Source organism: Acinetobacter sp. NyZ410 (assembly GCF_022828975.1).
Lineage (GTDB): Bacteria > Pseudomonadota > Gammaproteobacteria > Pseudomonadales > Moraxellaceae > Acinetobacter > Acinetobacter guillouiae.
Window position 1 is genome coordinate 2,608,557 of sequence record NZ_CP094620.1, and the last position, 18,075, is coordinate 2,626,631.

An 18,075-nucleotide genomic window follows, 5' to 3' on the forward strand; every position below is an offset into this window, starting at 1 on the left:
TCAGTCTTAACTGATTAGGAAAATTTTTATTGGATTTATATAATTACCCACGCTTCAGTTTTTTCATCGAGATATTACTCAATAAAAAGCCTCTTTCAAATTTTAAAGAGGCTTTATCTGGATCAATACTTCAGCGTATAAGTTAAACCGTAGCTACGACCTTGTGCAGCCAAACTTGAAATGGCGCCGTAGGTTGGCGCAACTGCTTGACTAAACACTGTTTTATAATCTGTATTCCATACATTATAAACGCCAAAGCCTAATCTGCCTGGACCTACTTTTGCACTGGTGATCACATCCATAATCGCAAACCCTTTAATCTCAGCGGGTTTTCGAATACTGCGGTCATTTAATGGATTGACATAGTCTTTAGCGGCCTGATCTGTACCACCAATTGCTAAAGTCTGTACGCGTAAATTGATATTATCTGCAAATTGCCATTCTGAAAATAACGTGCCTTTCAGTGGTGAAACTCGTGTAGCATCTAGCTCTTGCCAATCACCGAGTATATTTTTAAATTGACCGCGCGTATAAGCAATAGTCCCTCCCATATTCCACATATCTGAAATTGCATATTTTACATTGGCTTCCAAACCATATATGCGTTCATCAGTATCAATCACTTCAATATTAAAATTTGGGGCAGCATTAAACCTCACAGATTTATCAGAATCATTATAAAAAGCAGTCAGCCCTAGATTGAGTCCCTTTTGCTCTTGTAAACGCCAGCCGAGTTCATAATTATTCACTTTAATCGGATCAATATTATTACTGGTCACAACAAAACTTGCTGGAACATCTCGCAGCATCCGTTGTACGTCTGGAATACTAAAGCCTTGAGAAAAATTAGCAAAAATTTGTTGCGTATCATTTAAGTGATAAACCCCGCCCAAATTAAATAAAGTCGCATTATGTTTTACTTCACCACCTTTTAAACTTTTCGCCGTATAGCTAGGATCGAAGTCAGCGACAATACTTTCAGGGTACGGGGTAGAATCACTGACATCACTATTAATTCGTTCGTGACGCACACCTGCCTGTATATTTATACGATCCGTAACTGCATAATTCGCTTGAACAAATGCCCCAAGTTTTGCAATTTGAACATCTGGTCCCATCGCATAGTTTTTTGTCGCTTTATGATTTAAGCCATTACTCGCAATAAAAGTATTAGTATCATACCTTTGCCCTTCTTGACCATTTTTCTCATTTTCAAAATCTAAACCGTAACTTAACCCTAAAGCCCGATCTGCAACTTTAAAATCTTTCTGTAAGGCTAAACGTGATCCCCAAATATTAATATCCGTATTAGACTGCATCACAGCAGGAATACTTCTAGTAGGAAGAGGTAATTGCGGATGCGGTAAACTTACTGCGGTTGGAAACCATCTTGCCTGCTCTTTACGGTAATAAGCTTCCAAGGTTAAGCTTTGCCCCAATACATCATTATGATTATATTGGGCGTGCGTTGACCAGCGTTTTGTTCTAGGTTGGTCTTCGAGTTGTAAGCCTTTTAATGCTTTTAAACTGGGTGTAGCTCCTCTAAATATGACAGATAAACCCTGACCATAATCAGGTCCATAATCACTGTCTTGTTCATCATTATAATATTGCGCACCAACAGTTAAGTGCTGTTGATCTGAAATGTTCCAAGTGAGTTGTCCATTGACATCAAGGGTTTGGGTATCTTGACGATCTGTTTGCGCAACCTCAGGCCCAATACGATCGCCACGACTGTCTTGAATTTCCCCCCGTTTAACATAGCCAACACCCAAATTACCTTTGATGCGTTCTTGGTTAAACGAAACATTTTGTGAAGCTTCATAAGCCAAGGCATCGCCTTTAAAATTATTCCCAGAGGTTAGCCCCAGTTTGGTTTCAAAACTTAAAGGCTTGTCACCGCCTTTTCTGGTAATGATATTGATAATACCGCCAGTTGCACCTGAGCCATAAATACTCGTTGCCCCAGACACAACTTCTATTCTGTCAATCATTGAAGGAAGAATGCTATTGAGCTGACGCGATCCATCCCATGAGCCTGTTTGTGGTATCCCATCAATCATATATTGCACCACACGGCCGCGCATGGTCATACCATAATTAGAAGTTGTACCAGTATTGGGCGTGAGCGAAGGAACCAATAGCCCTAAAATTTCTGCCGTGCTTTTACCCGCATTGGCTTGTTTTTCAATTTCATTACGTTCAATGCGATATACCGTCCCTGCAATGTCTGAAATACTTTTTGCAGAACGTGTTGCTGTGACCACGATTGGCGCTAGGCTTTTTACCTCTGCCCCAGTATTTTCAACTTTTTGAGTCGTGGGCTCTTGCGCATAAATCTGTGTCGCAATAGCCAAACTTAAACACGTCAGTTGTATTTGAATTGATGTTCTTTTCATGATTTATCCCTTACAACATCTCTGATCTTAGAGTTTTTTGTGATTTGGAAATAATGAGTTGTGAGAGAATCAAACTCACTACAGATGCAATAGCTAAAACAATATAAAAATTGCCATAACCTAATGATTTGGCAAGAAAACCTGAGCCAGCCCCGCCAATAAAATAGACCAGCAATTCAAAACACACCAAAATTGTAAAGTCGGTCCCTGCTTGCGCTTTTGAGCTACTTTGCATGAAATATGCATATAAAGAAGTCATTGCGATATAACGAATTGCAAGGAATGCAATCACAAAAACCCCCAGCAAAAGCTGCCACTGATTTAGCCATCCGAACAGAATAGCGATTCCTAAGAGTCCATATATCAGTGTTCTCACCCAGCCAGCCCATAGCAGTAATTGGGTCGCCTTTCGCTTTTTGAGCAGCAATGCAGCAGAAACGGCTGCAAGCAATCCAACACCAGCCCCTACCACAGACATCAACACACCAATTTGTGAAAGTGACCATTTTTGATCAATCAGCATTGGATTGAGCATTGCCATTGCGGGGGCTTCTACAAAGCGATAACAAACAATTAAAAGTAATGCCCAACGAATTTCAGGTCGTTTAAATGCTCGCATTAAACTCGGTGGGCTTTTCATCATGTGTTCAGTGTTTTTTTCTTGTATTTGAAAAACTGCAAACATCGTCAAAGCGGTTAAGCTTGCTAAACAGATAAGTGCTGTTTGCCATCCATAATATTGATATAGCCAAAGTGTTGCAGCACCACCGAGCATACTGCCAAGTGCAACGCCAATGCTTTGCGCCATACTGCCAAAGCGGTAATCTTGTGGTGAAAATGCTTCAACGGTATATCCATCAATGGCAATATCTTGGGTGGCTGCAAAACTCGATATCCATAAACCAATAATGACAAAGGCCAGTAACCCATAAGAAAACTGAGTCAATGCAAGCGCAATAATCCCTAAAACCAAAGCAATTTGAGTGAACAGCAACCACGTTTTTCGTTTGCCTAATTTTTTAATATAAAAACGATCAATAAGTGGTGCCCAAAAGAATTTGAAAGCCCAAGGAATATAAAGCAGTGACAATAACCCAATCCAGCGTAGATCTACGCCTTGATGTCTTAAAATCGCAGGCAATGCCACATTATAAAAATATAAAGGCAAGGCATGGGCCAAATATAAAACTACCACAACACCTAAACTAAGTACGGAAATCTGTTGAGTGACAGATTGTTTGGTTAAATTATTTATGCGTTGCATAATAGCCACCTCTGCACAGCCCATTGCAATGCATCAGCGCGATCTAATGTCACATAATATGGAACTTGCCATGCAACATGTAGCGCAGGTGTATTGAGCCGTACTTGATCGGCTTGATCTAAGGCGATCCGTACTAAACCTACACAGTACTTAAAAAAATTGGCTTTATTTTTTTTATACCAATTCGCTTGAATTTGACGGTATTCCTCTGGAAATGTTGTACCTTTTGCACTCCTCATCACCAAAACAAAATTTTGTTGCTGACATAGAAATGTTTCAATTTCAGCCAACCAGAACTGAAATTCAACGATTGAGACATCTTTGCAAAAAATCATCTCTTTGATCTGAATATGTATAGATTGATAACTCATAAGGCAAATTCAACTTATTGGATTTTATATTGTTTTTTTTGTGCTAAATATTGCTGAGATTGGACTAGGTATTCACCAAATTTTTGGTAAAAAGTATCTCTAAAACAATAATATAACATTGCATCTTTCTCTGGCATCCTAAGAATACCCTGAGTTTCGTAGCACATTTCTTCTACAACTGCTGCATAGGGTTTAACTGTCGAGTCGGGTTCACCTACGATTTTCAGCGAGTTCGCATGCTCAAAAATATAAAAGTTTAATAAGCGCGCTACTGTTCTAAGATAGCCTTTACCAAAGGCCGATTTTTCACCAAACAGCAAATGCCAGCCCAAATCCAGTTCATGCGCAATATAATAACGACTTAATCGATCTCGTTTAGCTTCATAGATTTCTGCATAGCCCACATCCTGTCCATCAACTCCAACGATAAATAAACGATGATGATCATCAGCCAATTGTTTTTCAAAATAGACCTTCAGATCTGTTTCTGATTTATTCAGTTGCCACTGCGGAATCACATGTGGTTCATGCATCCATTTGTGTAATAAAGCCATATCATCAGGGTATTTCACTTGACGTAAATAAAACGTGTTGCTGTTTTCATAGTATTCATAAAAGTCTGGCAATTGCTGTGATAACGTTTTCATCACTGTCACCTTTGTTGTATTTGTTAGATTATCGTGCTTTCAATTTGTATTGAATCAAAGTGCTATACAGACACATAGCTAGTCTGCGCGAGCACGGTTTATCATGCTGGCGCAGGCGAAAATTGTGCTATCCAACTGTTTAAGGTTTCTGGGCTTACAGGGTTTGCAATCAAATCTAGAATTACAGGTACGGGGCGTTGTGCTTCATCGTGATAACTGGTGGTAAATAGACGAACACGGTTTAAGCAAACCTTATGGTATTGATTTCTAAACATTGCAAACTTTTCAATTCTTGCTGAATATTCTGGATGCTGTTGATGAAATTCATCAATTACATAGGATACGGTTTGCCAGAATTCAATTTCATGATGTTGTGGGAAATCCTGTAGAAATACATTACAGATATAGCGGTAATGCACCATAAACAAACCTGTAAAAATAAAGTGACTGAGGTCTTGCGCAGAATGTCTCAGTAAAATTTTAGCTTCGTCAGGAAGATCCGCCAATTCAGGAAAATCTTCATCGACAAGATTAATATCATCGATAAAGTCTTTGAGTACCATGGCTTTAGGTACACCATTTTCATGAATTAACATGGTATTTTCACCATGCGGGGAAAATGCAAGGCCGTATTTATAAAGGCAAATCAGAAGCGGCTGAATACTGACGCTAATAAATTGTTTTAACCAATCCAATGGGGCTAATCCTGAAGCTTGGATAAGCACCGTTAAAATGGAAAGCCCCTGAATATCACGATGTAATAAAGCAGCTTGCGATAAAACCTGCTGATGATATTCAACAAATGGATCTACACTTTCACGCCACAGACAGCCGAATAACTCTTTGAATTGATAAGGTGCACCTTCAATGTGATCATAACAAGGTTGCTGAATAGTCAAAGTTGCGATCTCGCCTAAAAACACCACACCCGTTTTTTGTAAATCCACATCTTGTTTTAAAATATTTTTTAACCACGCTGTAACAGCGGGCGCAGCTAAATTCCTTTGAGCAGGCAATCCTCGATAAACAGCGGTATTTAAAATACTCACTGGTAGTTTAATGTAATGACGTTGTGCATCTGATGTGTTACATAAAGTGCGAATTGACTGCATTGGTACATAATTATCCTGTCCAATTTTAAGTTCGACAATTTTTTGATCTACAATTTCATTGGTATAAGTTGGCACAATCCATTGGTGCCATTGCCAAGCATGTACAGGAACTAAATAATAATCCTCTGAATTTAAAGCAAGGTTTTGCATTTTTTCGCGAAATTCTAGCAATTCCTGCTCGTCAAACTCATGGCAATATAATTGCCCTGCATACCATTCAGTGGTAGAACGAAATTCTGCCAAATCTCGATGCACAGCCAGCCATAACACTTTGACTCTAGGTAAAATCTCAGGCGCTGAGTTCAAATAATCATCATAACCAAAACCGATTCGCCCCTTACTCATAATTAACCAAGGATGACCGCGCAACATCGCTTCTATTTGATAATGCGGTGCAGTCAATGCAGCTGCACTTGTTAGTCGATTTTCATCCAGTACATGAGCTTCGGCCAACCATGTATTGTTCATCTCTTTAATCAAATAGGCTTTGGTAAAGGGTTTAACCCCAACCTGATTGGAAAAAGCGGCAATAAATTGATGTAAATTCCAAGCGGGTCTTCTGGTATCGACAGTTAAATCACGTATTGAACCTTCTTGAATATGCCAATGCCCCAATAAGTATTGTTGTGCATTAAACTGATAAATTCGGTCATCCAATCTCAATTGAAATACATCATTATCCAAGCTTTCAGCCTGAATAATTTCTTCATATAAAAACTCAGCGATTGCCATTTCAATCAAGCGTTGGCCTGCACTTCGCCATTGGTTCTGATTAATTTGTAACTGTGCAAAACTCATAAGCTGTTCTCAGTATTCGAATATTGTTGATGGTTTTGTTGATGCTGAGAATGTTGTGTATTGAGGCTTTGGGCTTTAAAATTCACATTTTTAACCAAGTCTTCAACATGCTGAGCATGCACATGATGTTGTGTTGTGATGTTTTTCTGGATCACTTGGACTTGCGGATTTTGCAAAGGATCAAAATGTTGGAAACATTGTGGGGCTGTTGCTAAGTCATACAGTGCATAACCTATGAGTTGATTTGCAATTGTTGCCGCACGATAAGCGCCTAAACCCAAATCAGGCGTACCAACACCATGACTATGCATATCCATGTTCTGAACAAAAATTTCACCAATGCCAGCATATTCGACAGCATAATTTGCTGAAATATTCCAATGTCCTTGTGGATTGGTTTTAATCCAGGGCTTCAGTTGCTTTAGAAATTTAAATTCAGGACAGCGATAGCCTGTAGCACAGATCACATAATCGCTATCTAGACTGAACTGATTTAATGTCACCCGATCTTGGAAAATCAGTCTAATTTTCCCCTGTTCCGTTAAAACAGCATCAATTAGGTTGGACTGACTGTGTAAATGCGTCGCCAAATCATTTCCAGCAAGATGTCGATGGTAAAGTTTCTTATATATTTCACGAATAGTTTGCGCACTGATTCCTTTATATAAAAGTGACTGTTTACTCAACTGCAAATCTTTATTAAGGTCATCAAAGCAATGAAAATGTTGACTATAGTCTGGACTAAAATGTTCTAAAGCTAATGGTGTATATTCCATAGGGAAAAACCCATTGGCTCGGGTCAGCCAATTGAGATTGAATTTCGGTTGAGACACCTGATCAAATTGATACTGACGATCGAATAAATCTAAAAAGATTTCTGCCGCAGACTGCCCTGATCCCAGTACCACAACATTGCCTTGTAATTTTTTTGGCTGATGTTCTAGATAATGTGCTGAATGTTTACATCGCTCAGGATAGCTTTGAATCAATGTCTGCATGCATTGTGGGATATAAGGCACATTTCCTGCACCCAATACAATGTTTCGACAACTATAGCGTTGATGAATTCCTCCCTGTATAACTAAAACTTCAAAGCCATAGTATTTAGGCACAATTTCTGTGACCACAGATAAATATTGAATATGTTCAATTTGTTCTGCAACCCATTGACAATAATGATTATATTCCTTACGAGGGATATGTGGCTGTTCTAAAAAATAGAACTTATAGAGTCGCTGTTGCGCTTTTAAATAATTGAGAAAACTAAATGGGCTGGTCGGATCTACCATAGAGACCAAATCAGCCATAAAAGGCACTTGCAACATACTATTTGGAAGCTGCATTCCTGCATGCCAATCAAACTGGGCTTGTTTTTCAAAAAACAAATATTTTAGCTTTGATTTTTGTTGTAACAAACTTGCTAAACTTAAGTTAAACGGTCCTAAACCCACAGCAATAAAATCAAGCATAAATTGCATCCTTCCGTTTTAGATATAAAGGATTTGGCAACTGAATATAAATTGATTGCTGTTCTACTGGCGCAATCAGTTCATCCAGCTCATATAAACGCGTGAGTAAATTCCCTTTATATGGCAAGGTTGGTTGATACAATAAGCCTTGTAATAAACTGCTGTCAGAATACTGTACATATAATTCCATCAATTTATCTCGTAATAGATCAATGAGTTGCTGTTCAGAAACACTCCCTGTTGCACCAATTGCGTTGATCATGCCAAATAAAGTATTAGCAAAAAAATAATAACTGAACCGTTCATCAACCAAAGATTTGTGACCAACAGCCTGTGCTTTCCCATCAAGCTCAGGGAATTCTTTTAATATTTCAGTAGCATATTCTTCGATATAGAAAAAACCCTGATTGTCCCTGAGCCATAAATTCTTAGGATACGCATTTTCCAACTCAACCAATACATTCTGCTGATGTGACTCAAATGCCATCCCATAGTGATGATACAAATACATCAAGGGAACTAAGCTGATCTCTAAAAATCGCTCAAACCAATTTAAAGCAATTTTTTCAATACTTAGTTGCGGTTCTACCTGTGCAATTTGTTCAAATAAATGATCAAAGCGATTTAAATTTTTTGCTGGATGATCTTGGCATAAGGAGGCAATACATGACACTTGCTGATGTCGATCAAATGGCTGATCTCTGAAAATGCAAATCGTTTCATTGACAATGGTTCCATCGATGATTAACGCAGTCCATGCGGGGTCATTTATTGCTTTCAATGTAGGACAAGATTTTAAAATCGACTGACCTATTCGCCCCTGCCAAAGTTGACGCGTGATTTCTCCACGATGACATTCTTTGGCTAAATTGACTCGGATGGAATTGGTAATCATCACGGATAGTGACGGTTTCACCATCCAAGGTGCTGAATAGCTGACTAATGTTCTCACGGATGTTGTTGCTGAAAAATGCCAAGCCTTTTCACCAAAATCAATCAGTTTTTTCTTAGCTTTTAATTCTTTATACCAGTCTTTAGTCTGTAAATAACGTGCTTGCCATGGATGCAATGTCAATAATTTATAGCTTGAATGTGTATGAATTAAATCTAATTCTGCTTCGCTCAAATACCATTGCATATGCTTTATGAGTTGGCTAGTAATTGGCTGATCTGATGTCGCACTTTCTGCCAGATATTCTGGTGCAACTAACCAGTAATACAGTTGTGTTTGACCCTTATGTTCTGGTGAGAACTTTAACCAATCTTCATGAACGAAACCTGTGCGGCTCTTAGGCGCTGGATGCATACTATGCCCAAGAATCAGTGCTTGTTCTGTCTGAATGAAATCTTGTTTGGCTTGAATTAATTGGTCAAAATCATATTGACGCTGCTTTAAAAACTCAGCTAAAGCATCTCGGCTTTGTATCCATTTTTCAACCAATGATGCTGAATCTAAGGATTCAACAGCGTTTCGTACCAGTTCTTCCAGAAGTAAGCACACAATTGCAATTGGACTAAACCTTTGCACTTGTCCTTTATTAAAAATCTGTGGCAGTTTTTCTATTCGATGCCGCCCTACAAGACTCGTATATGCAAGCGGTACAAATAATTGGGATTGGATGGATTCCAGTGGAATCATTAACAACGTCAAGCCTTGGCTAAACGCAAGTTGAGTAGAGTTTTGCTGATACTTTTCTAGTAAAATTCTACCCCCAGTTTCTTGTGAATATGCATTGATTAGGTGCTGCATCGCCAATCGGCTGGCAAGCTCTTTCATCTGACCATATCCTCTGTACAAGACTTTTTACTGCACTAAAAAGATCTAGAAATTTGATTTATGTTTTTCTTGGATCGTGTAGCTCTGCTTAACACAAAATAATGATAATCATTCTCATTTAAGAATGCAATGTTATACCCTGCTTGTCTATACAGGTTTAACACTATGATTCTGTGAAGATTTATGATGAATTGGTCTTTTTCTTATGGTTTATATTTTAAAATTTTCAATTGTAATAAATGATAATATTCTCATTTAGAATTGAGAAATTTCATCGAAATTTTCATTTTAAGAGATTATTTAGCAAGTTTTATTGATCTACAACTTCACTAGCAGATTTTAATCTAAGGCTTATTTATTGATTTATTGTGATATTTCTAATGGAAAAATAAAAAGTAGGTTTAACGATATCCGTGAATTGTGTCGCTTCTTTAAAATGCTATTTCATTTAGATCTTGTCGAAGCAAATCTGACCCAATCAATCAGAGCGATGCGGTTTAGCAAAAATTTTGTCCAAAGCTAATATAATATCGCTTGTTTATTTTGGTGAATGCCAAAGTAACTGAGGTACAAAATTACAAGTTTGATCTAACCAACACAATTTTTCTTTACGATCCAATCGATCATGAGCACCCATGAGGTGTAATACATATCGATCTAGGTCACTGGCATCAATTGGTTTTTCACTGACTATTCCTTTAGTCGGCATATGATCATACCAAATAATAATTGGAATACGGTAGCCAGCTTCAGTATTTGCACTATGCCCAGCATAGTTTTTAGCATGCCCGACTTCATTACCATGATCCGATAAAAAGGTAAAAGATCTAAAATCAGATTGTGTGGAAATTAAAAGATCGAATAACTTTGCAACAACCCAGTCTTGGTAAAGTATGCTGTTATCGTATTCATTGCGTTTTAACTGAATTAAGTGATTGATCTCATTTCGTTCAAGCTTTTCTTCAACCTCATCATTGCTAGAATCATTAAACTTAGAAAATTGTTCTGGGTAGCGCAACTTATAATTTGGATGTGAACCAATGAGATGCAGAATAATCAACTTACGAGGATCTGGGTCATCCAATGCAATTTTATAAGCGGGCAGAATATTTTCATCTAATGACGTGCTACTACGACCTGACTTTTTATTGATAAAAACAGCTTCATCTGCAAATGAGGCAAAAAGTGAAGAGATATAAACATCATCTTGGTTACTAATCCAATAAACTTTAAAACCTGCAGCCTTAGCGTATGCCATAATATTTTCAGGGGCATGATCATCCATTGCATTTCGCGTACCATCATTAAACAAATAACGTAAAGATTGAATAGTAGATGACGCTGGTGAGTAACCACGACAAAAGACTTTGAATTGGTCACTCCGTTGAGTTAACTCAGGTGTTGTATTTCGTGGATAGCCACATAATCCAAAATTAAAACTGGTAATGCTGTCAGTTAAAACTATGGTATGTGTCTGCCTTTTATTCAATTGACCACTAAAATCTAAGCGCTGTTCTGCATTCAATGTCCATTCTTTATGTATCTGATCATGCTGTAGAATACGCTGTTTGAAATCTTGAATTTTGCCATAGTATCCATACCAAAATGGCAATGGATGTAAAGCCATTGAAGGCTTAATCGCATAGCTGGCAGTACACAGTAGAAATAACAAACCTATAGCATAACGTCCTAATCGATGTACTTTCTGATCATGGAACTCACGCGTATTAAAATATTTAAATAAAATAAAAAAATATAAAATCAAAACGCTTAAAATAAAGCCAACAAATAGAATAAAAAAACCAAGATGCAGTTGAAAAAATTCTAAACTTTCATTCAATGTTGTATTCGCGATAGATTCAATAATTGAATATGCTTCAGCATCACTATTGAACAACAGCCAACTTACTGAGAGTAAGCTGGAATGAAATATAAAAATAAACCACCAAACGATTGAAAATAATTTCCAAAATAAATTTGATTTTTTTGTGACTTGAAAACACAACCAACACCCTGGTAGTGATAAAAATGCCAAACGAACACTATCCGACCAACTCCCAGCTAACCCTAATAACAGTAAAGTGATCAGTGGTAGTGCAAGTAGATACGGTATAAAAAACATGCGTTGCCAGCTTACTGGTATTCGATTAAATCGTTTCATTGTCATTAGAAAAAGTAATGTTGAATGAGTGCTGCAACACCAATAATTAAGAAGACAAGTGCGCCAATTTTATGAATGAGTGAAATTGGAAGTTTTTCTGCAAGTTTATTACCAATAAATACGGCTGGAGCATTCACCAACATTATTCCTAAGGTGGTACCTACAGTTACCCAGCCGATACTGTCAAAACGAGCAGCTAATGCCACAGTCGCTATTTGAGTTTTATCACCAATTTCTGCCAAAAAGAAAAGCACAAAGGTTGCGCCAAAGACACCGTATTTTTGCCACTTATCGATACTTCCAGATTCATCATCTAGCTTATCTGGGATTAACATCCATACGGCCATCCCAATAAATCCTAGAGAAACAATCCACAATAAGACAGTCGGACTAAGAACAGTCGTAATCCACTGCCCGAGTACGGCAGAAACACCATGATTTACCAGTGTCGCAAGAAATATAGCGATTAGAATAGGAATAGGTTTTCGGAATCGTGCAGAAAGCAGTAGTGCCAGTAATTGGGTCTCATCTCCCATTTCAGATAAAGCAACTACAGCAAGAGAGATTAGGAAAGCAGATATCATAATAATTTCTCTGGCTAGCAATAATTACCAATGATTTATTACTCTTGCTAGCCATAGCAGAGTCATAAATCAAAGGTCTTGCCAACAAAAAGAAATCTATGATCGGAGGATCATTTGGTTCTTTGCTATGATGACCATGCTAGTTTAAGCAATTATGTTGACCATCACCTTTTTACCTGAGGTAAAAAGCGGCTACTCCCCAATGAAGTTTTTTTATTTTAGTAGAATCAAGTGTAGTTTTCAATCATACTTTTTAGATAAATTAAAAGAACTCATTCCTGTTTGATTACGCCATCTCCTCAGTGCATATTCCTATAAAAATATTTTAAATATTGATCAGTAACAAAATTGCAAAGTTATGAATATATTTAGCTAGAGGGAAATAATATTAAAAACGATAAACACTCATAAAAAACATTTAAATTCAATAAATTAAAGATCCTTAATAAATCAAAAAATGACCATATTGAGTGAATCAGATTGGTATTGAAAGTCCCTTCTCCCTCTGGGCATTGGTATCTACACATCTTTTTGTAGAGACTCTAATGCAATTTCAGCAATCAGCTTAAGGTCATCCACCGAATGTTCAGATAATAATTGTAGTGTATTCAGTAATATTGACAGACCAGCCAAAATTGCAGGAGCACTTTCCCTTGTTCCTCTTTTTTGTTGCCTTCCTGATAGACGTGTTAGAAAGACTCTAACTCTTGAATTTTTCTCATCATTTTCTCGCTGTATTCGCCAAGTTAATACACATGCCATACTTGCAATTAAGAGTCGTCTTAATATCGCTTGTGGCGTTGTTTGTAGCCATGACTCAATGTCATGGCCCGCCTGTTTTAACAACTTAAAATAGTTTTCTATTTTCCAACGCCAGTAATACCAAGTTGCCAATTCTATACTTAGAATTTCTGATGATACATTACTTAATAAGCTCCAACGAGAAAGTGATTTTCCTTGCTTATTTTTAACTTCAACTACAATCAGTCGAACGGTTAATGACTTTCCCTTTTGTGGCGGAACTCTTTTTCCCGTTTCATCTTTCTGCATTGGTCTTGCATTACGTGTAATACTGATTTGAGTTTCACCAACATAGAGTTGTTCGCAATTCCCTTTATATTGAATTGTATGGGTTTGTGTAGTTGGTATTTGGTCTGACACTTCCCTTAACTTAACATCTTCTCCTTGATATTCAACACGATTTCCTTCTTTACCTCGAATAAGAAATAAATGTTCTTGTTGATTCAATAATCTAAGATGAGCAATTGAATCTCCTTCACGATCAATAATATGTACGAGTTTCTTTTCTATTGGTAAAGACTCAATATGTTCGATTTGTTCACATAGTGCATTTAAGTGGGTTTCTTTTATTTTATGCCCATCAGTAAATGTTGAATAACGTCCAGTAGCATCACATAAAGTTTGATCTAATGGTGCAATGGGTAAACCCGTTTCAGCATCAATTAATAAACTGCTTTGTAATTCATAGCCTTTGTCACTTGCATGTGTTCTTTTGAATCTATTTAACTTGTTGTTATGTTTGAAATATTGTAGTTGAGACCAATCATGAGCAACTAAGGCATAGTGGTGATTCGATAGAGCGATTTGTTCAAACGCAAGTTTTTGAAGAGGCTGATTGAGTTGTTGAAATGAAACGTTTTCGTTATTTAAAAAACGCCAAACTGCTTGGGTTGTAGCAAAGCTAGTCTTTTGGGTAGAGGCAATATCTTTAAGCGCTGGGGCTAATGAAGCAAGTGGATTCATATTAAGTTTTACAAGACGTCCGTAGCGTTTAACTAATCGGTTATCTAAGTGTGGAATGTTAAATTGGAGAGCATGCTCTCCAATTTAACTTAAATAGATTTAATTGTGTAGATACCTATGCCCTCTGGGAGAAGGCTAGGATGAGGGGGATTTTATGATGATCTATGGCTTTAAAAAGGACTTATGAAAGAAGTCGATTATATGATATTTATTTTTAATAATAGGAGCCTTTAATCGCACGCATTGGTCGCATAAGCATGACTTTAATTTCATCCTACTTGGCGCTTTTATCGAAAACAAAAAAAGCTCATATTAAAAGATTATTATTCAACAGTTTCATCCATTCTAAAGAACCTGTAATCAATGTGATAAAATATAATTTATTGTTTTTTTTAAAATAAAAATCAAATAATTTTATCTGAGAAGTATAAGGTGTATTATCTTAATTTTAGATACAAAACTGAGCTATAGATTTTTATGTTGGAACATAGCGATATTAATTTACCGATTATTATTATTGGCGCTGGGATAGCAGGAATCGCATGCGCTAAAAAATTACAAGAAAATGGTAAAAAAGTTACCATACTCGAAGCGAGGTCTCGCACAGGTGGGCGCATAGATTCATTGCAATCTGATGCTGATGTTTTTGATTTAGGTGCATCATGGATTCATGGCGTTGAAGGTAATCCTATCTGGGAAATTACCCAAGAGAATCATATAGCAACAACTGTATTTAACTATGACAAATCGCAATATTTTCATGAAAATGGGTTGTTATTTTCTGACAAAGAAGTCCAAGAGTTTGAATCTTATGTAGAGGAAATAGAAAAGCAACTTTCTCAAACACAAACGCAATCGGCCCTCAAGGCGACTGAAGAAATAATTTCTTCTTTACATTATTCAGGTAATACATTTTCAGAAGATTATCTTAAACAATTATTATTTAACTTTTTCAACCGAATAGCAAATGACCCATTTGCGACAAATCTTGAGCTACTTTCATCAAATTACAAAAATTACGAAGGTTATTTTGATGGTGATGAAGTTATTTTTCCCAATGGCTATGCCCAAGTTATAGACGTGCTTTCAAAAAAAATCGACATTCAATTCAATGTTGATGTAAAAAAAATCATCTGTGAAAATGATTATGTCAAAATTATTGATTCCAATGATAATTTTTACATAGGTTCCCGTGTAGTGGTTACTGTCCCACTTGGAATTTTAAAGAAAAATCATATCGCGTTTGATCCTGCATTACCTCATCACTATACTCAATCTATTCAAGATATTGGATTTGGATCCTTCAATAAAGTATTTTTTGAATTAGAACAACCACTTTCTTTTAGATCCAAAATGCCGATAGACAAGATAAGTGATTTCTATTGGAATGAGCTTGGTTGTTTTAATATTCTAGACTTATCTGGAATTTATAAAAAACCAATTTATTTAATGCTGTTTGGAGGAAAGCAATCTGAGTTTATTGATAATTCAGCGGATAATGAAATATCAAAGTTTATTTTTAGTAACTTGCAGAAACAATTTAACAATATTCCCCATACACCTAAAAAACTCATCGTTACACGTTGGGGTGCCGACCCTTATAGCTATGGTTCTTTTAGTTTTCCCTCACTAAAGCACAGTGAGGATATTGTTAAAGTGTTGCATCAACCAATTCAAGAAAAAATCTTCTTCGCTGGCGAACATTGTAGCTTGAAATATGCGGGTACGGTTCATGGCGCATATTTAAATGGCGATGAAACAGCTCAAAAAATATTAGCTGAAGTTTCAATTATTTAAATCTAATCTCAGCTATGATAAAACCTCCCAAGGGAGGTTTTTATGATGTTGTCTAGAGTTAGGCGCATTGATAATAGACTTCTTTCATAAGTCCTTTTTAAAACCATTAATCAACATAAAAGCACCCTCATCCTAGCCTTCTCCCAAAGGGAGAAAGAACTTTCAATACCAATATGATTCACTCCACATGATCATTTTTTGATTTATGAAAGATCTTTAATGCTATTGGCAATTTTTTTGCTCAAAACATTTATAAATTAAAGCGCCAATCACAGCGCCAACAATTGGTGCAACCCAGAAAAGCCATAATTGACTCAGTGCAGCCGTTTCAGCAAACAAAGCCACTGCTGTACTACGTGCAGGATTGACCGAAGTATTGGTGACAGGAATACTGATTAAATGGATCAAAGTTAATGCCAAACCAATAGCAATAGGTGCAAAACCAGCTGGTGCACGTTTATCTGTAGAACCGAGAATTACAATTAAGAAAATAGCAGTTAAGACAATCTCAATTATTAATGCAGAAAGCAAAGAATATTTTCCAGGCGATAAATCACCAAAACCATTTGTTGCAAATCCACCCGTACCAGTGAATCCTGCTTGACCTTGTACAATCAAATACAATATAAATGCCGCGAAGATACCGCCTACGACTTGAGCAATGATGTATGGTGCTAAGTCTTTTGCATTAAAACGACCGCCAACCCATAAACCGATACTTACTGCGGGATTGAAATGTCCACCTGAAATATGACCTAATGCGTAAGCACCAGTCAGTACAGTGAGACCAAACGCGAGTGCAACACCGACAAAACCGATACCCAATTCTGGAAATGCTGCAGCAAGTACTGCACTACCACACCCTCCAAAAACCAGCCAAAATGTTCCAATAAATTCTGCAAAATATTTATTCATGTTCATTACTTTTCTGTTCAATAAATCCAAGCGGAATTTAGCAAAACAAGTCACATTTTTAAACAAAAACATGAATTATTTTACAAAAAGCATAAGTAATTGATGAAATGACGAAATTCATAATTTTTATAAAACAAACCCTTCGATTGAAGGGTTTGTTAGACAAATTAAAATTCCAATTCAGAGGGGGAAGAAGGAATGATTTAATAAATCTATTGGTAATTATTAACATGTATATAGATTTATACAATCTTATTTAATAGAACACAGCATTCTAAAAATTTTAAGAACAATCAAAAAGCCCATCTGCGGGTAAGCTCTTTAGCCGATTTATGGCAAAGAATTACTTATTATTAAAAAGCTGATCTGTTATCTTTTGATTAACTTTACTTCGATGTCCATTGTCGAAATATCGATCTATATGGCATCGTTTTGTATTTGTATCGCAGAACACCCCATTTGAGAAAGTAAATGCAGAGTGATCAAAATTGCCTTGTGAGAAAACTTTATTCGCTTTTTGGGTTCCTAAATATTGAGCCGTAAGTGATTTTGATACACCTTTGTTATTTACACAGATATATTGATCACAAATCACACCTTTTTTAGGTGAAACTAAACTTGTGTTGGTTTTAGCAATCACTGGAAAACTGATGATTAAACAAGCATAGCTGATGAGACTCAATAATCCTTTAGAAATTTTCACTTTTAAACCTGCAAAACAATACAAAAAAATAAAGGAAAATTATAAGATCAATTAGATTTAAGATATACAACAATTATGTTTAAACCTATATAAGAAAACACATTAGGCTTCTTTTATAAGATATTTTTAAAACGATAAATCAACATAGAAGCCCCTCATCCTCGCCTTCTTTCAAAGTGAGAAGGCGATTTCAATAGCAATATGAATCACTCATTATAAACATTCATTCAGTTTAGAAATAATCTAGAGATATTATGATTAACAGCAGAATTATCGATAAAATCAAATAAGTATTGATATTATTAAAGCTCTTA

13 protein-coding genes and 1 riboswitch are annotated in these 18,075 nt (G+C 36.5%); of the genes, 1 reads left to right on the forward strand and 12 read right to left on the reverse strand.

The features are described from left to right. Nucleotides 1-122: 122 nt before the first annotated feature. The 10 genes from MTO68_RS12355 to MTO68_RS12400 form a co-directional block, all read right to left on the reverse strand. Complete coding sequence (locus tag MTO68_RS12355; protein WP_244012671.1) at nucleotides 123-2,399, reverse strand: TonB-dependent receptor; 2,277 nt, start codon at nucleotides 2,397-2,399, stop codon at nucleotides 123-125. Between the two features lie 10 nt (nucleotides 2,400-2,409). Beyond that, nucleotides 2,410-3,663, reverse strand: a complete 1,254-nt coding sequence (locus tag MTO68_RS12360) for an MFS transporter (RefSeq protein WP_244012673.1) — start codon at nucleotides 3,661-3,663, stop codon at nucleotides 2,410-2,412. Then, entirely contained in the window at nucleotides 3,651-4,034 is a 384-nt protein-coding gene (locus MTO68_RS12365; protein ID WP_034616757.1) for a hypothetical protein, read from the reverse strand. The genes MTO68_RS12360 and MTO68_RS12365 overlap by 13 nt, the downstream gene beginning before the upstream one ends. A 14-nt stretch (nucleotides 4,035-4,048) precedes the next feature. Next, on the reverse strand, nucleotides 4,049-4,681 hold the full coding sequence (locus MTO68_RS12370) for a GNAT family N-acetyltransferase (RefSeq protein WP_034616754.1): 633 nt from the start codon (nucleotides 4,679-4,681) through the stop codon (nucleotides 4,049-4,051). A gap of 101 nt (nucleotides 4,682-4,782) precedes the next feature. Beyond that, a complete protein-coding gene (locus MTO68_RS12375; RefSeq protein ID WP_244012675.1) occupies nucleotides 4,783-6,591 on the reverse strand; it encodes an IucA/IucC family protein in 1,809 nt (602 codons plus the stop codon). After that, nucleotides 6,588-8,060, reverse strand: coding sequence for a SidA/IucD/PvdA family monooxygenase (locus MTO68_RS12380; protein ID WP_244012677.1), 1,473 nt, complete (start codon nucleotides 8,058-8,060; stop codon nucleotides 6,588-6,590). Before MTO68_RS12380 ends, MTO68_RS12375 begins: the two co-directional genes overlap by 4 nt. After that, on the reverse strand, nucleotides 8,053-9,837 hold the full coding sequence (locus MTO68_RS12385; protein ID WP_244012679.1) for an IucA/IucC family protein: 1,785 nt from the start codon (nucleotides 9,835-9,837) through the stop codon (nucleotides 8,053-8,055). Before MTO68_RS12385 ends, MTO68_RS12380 begins: the two co-directional genes overlap by 8 nt. 538 nt (nucleotides 9,838-10,375) lie before the next feature. Next, on the reverse strand, nucleotides 10,376-11,959 hold the full coding sequence (locus MTO68_RS12390) for a phosphoethanolamine transferase (RefSeq protein ID WP_244012681.1): 1,584 nt from the start codon (nucleotides 11,957-11,959) through the stop codon (nucleotides 10,376-10,378). Nucleotides 11,960-12,003: 44 nt separating this feature from the next. Then, a complete protein-coding gene (locus MTO68_RS12395; RefSeq protein ID WP_244015976.1) occupies nucleotides 12,004-12,579 on the reverse strand; it encodes a TMEM165/GDT1 family protein in 576 nt (191 codons plus the stop codon). A gap of 71 nt (nucleotides 12,580-12,650) precedes the next feature. Continuing rightward, a riboswitch (yybP-ykoY riboswitch) is annotated at nucleotides 12,651-12,795 on the reverse strand. A gap of 306 nt (nucleotides 12,796-13,101) precedes the next feature. Continuing rightward, entirely contained in the window at nucleotides 13,102-14,346 is a 1,245-nt protein-coding gene (locus MTO68_RS12400; protein WP_244012683.1) for a transposase, read from the reverse strand. 477 nt (nucleotides 14,347-14,823) lie between these two features. On the opposite strand from MTO68_RS12400, the gene MTO68_RS12405 reads away from it, so the two are divergent. Further along, nucleotides 14,824-16,143, forward strand: coding sequence for an NAD(P)/FAD-dependent oxidoreductase (locus tag MTO68_RS12405; protein ID WP_244012684.1), 1,320 nt, complete (start codon nucleotides 14,824-14,826; stop codon nucleotides 16,141-16,143). A 222-nt stretch (nucleotides 16,144-16,365) separates the two neighbouring features. Here MTO68_RS12405 and aqpZ read toward each other — a convergent pair whose 3' ends face one another. Both aqpZ and MTO68_RS12415 read right to left on the reverse strand, forming a co-directional pair. Next, nucleotides 16,366-17,058: an aquaporin Z gene (gene aqpZ / locus MTO68_RS12410; RefSeq protein ID WP_244012686.1), complete on the reverse strand. Its 693-nt coding sequence runs from the start codon at nucleotides 17,056-17,058 to the stop codon at nucleotides 16,366-16,368. Nucleotides 17,059-17,401: 343 nt separating this feature from the next. Continuing rightward, nucleotides 17,402-17,755 carry a YcgJ family protein gene (locus MTO68_RS12415; RefSeq protein WP_244015977.1) on the reverse strand — a complete coding sequence of 118 codons (354 nt, stop codon included), beginning with the start codon at nucleotides 17,753-17,755 and terminating at the stop codon, nucleotides 17,402-17,404. Nucleotides 17,756-18,075 lie beyond the last annotated feature (320 nt).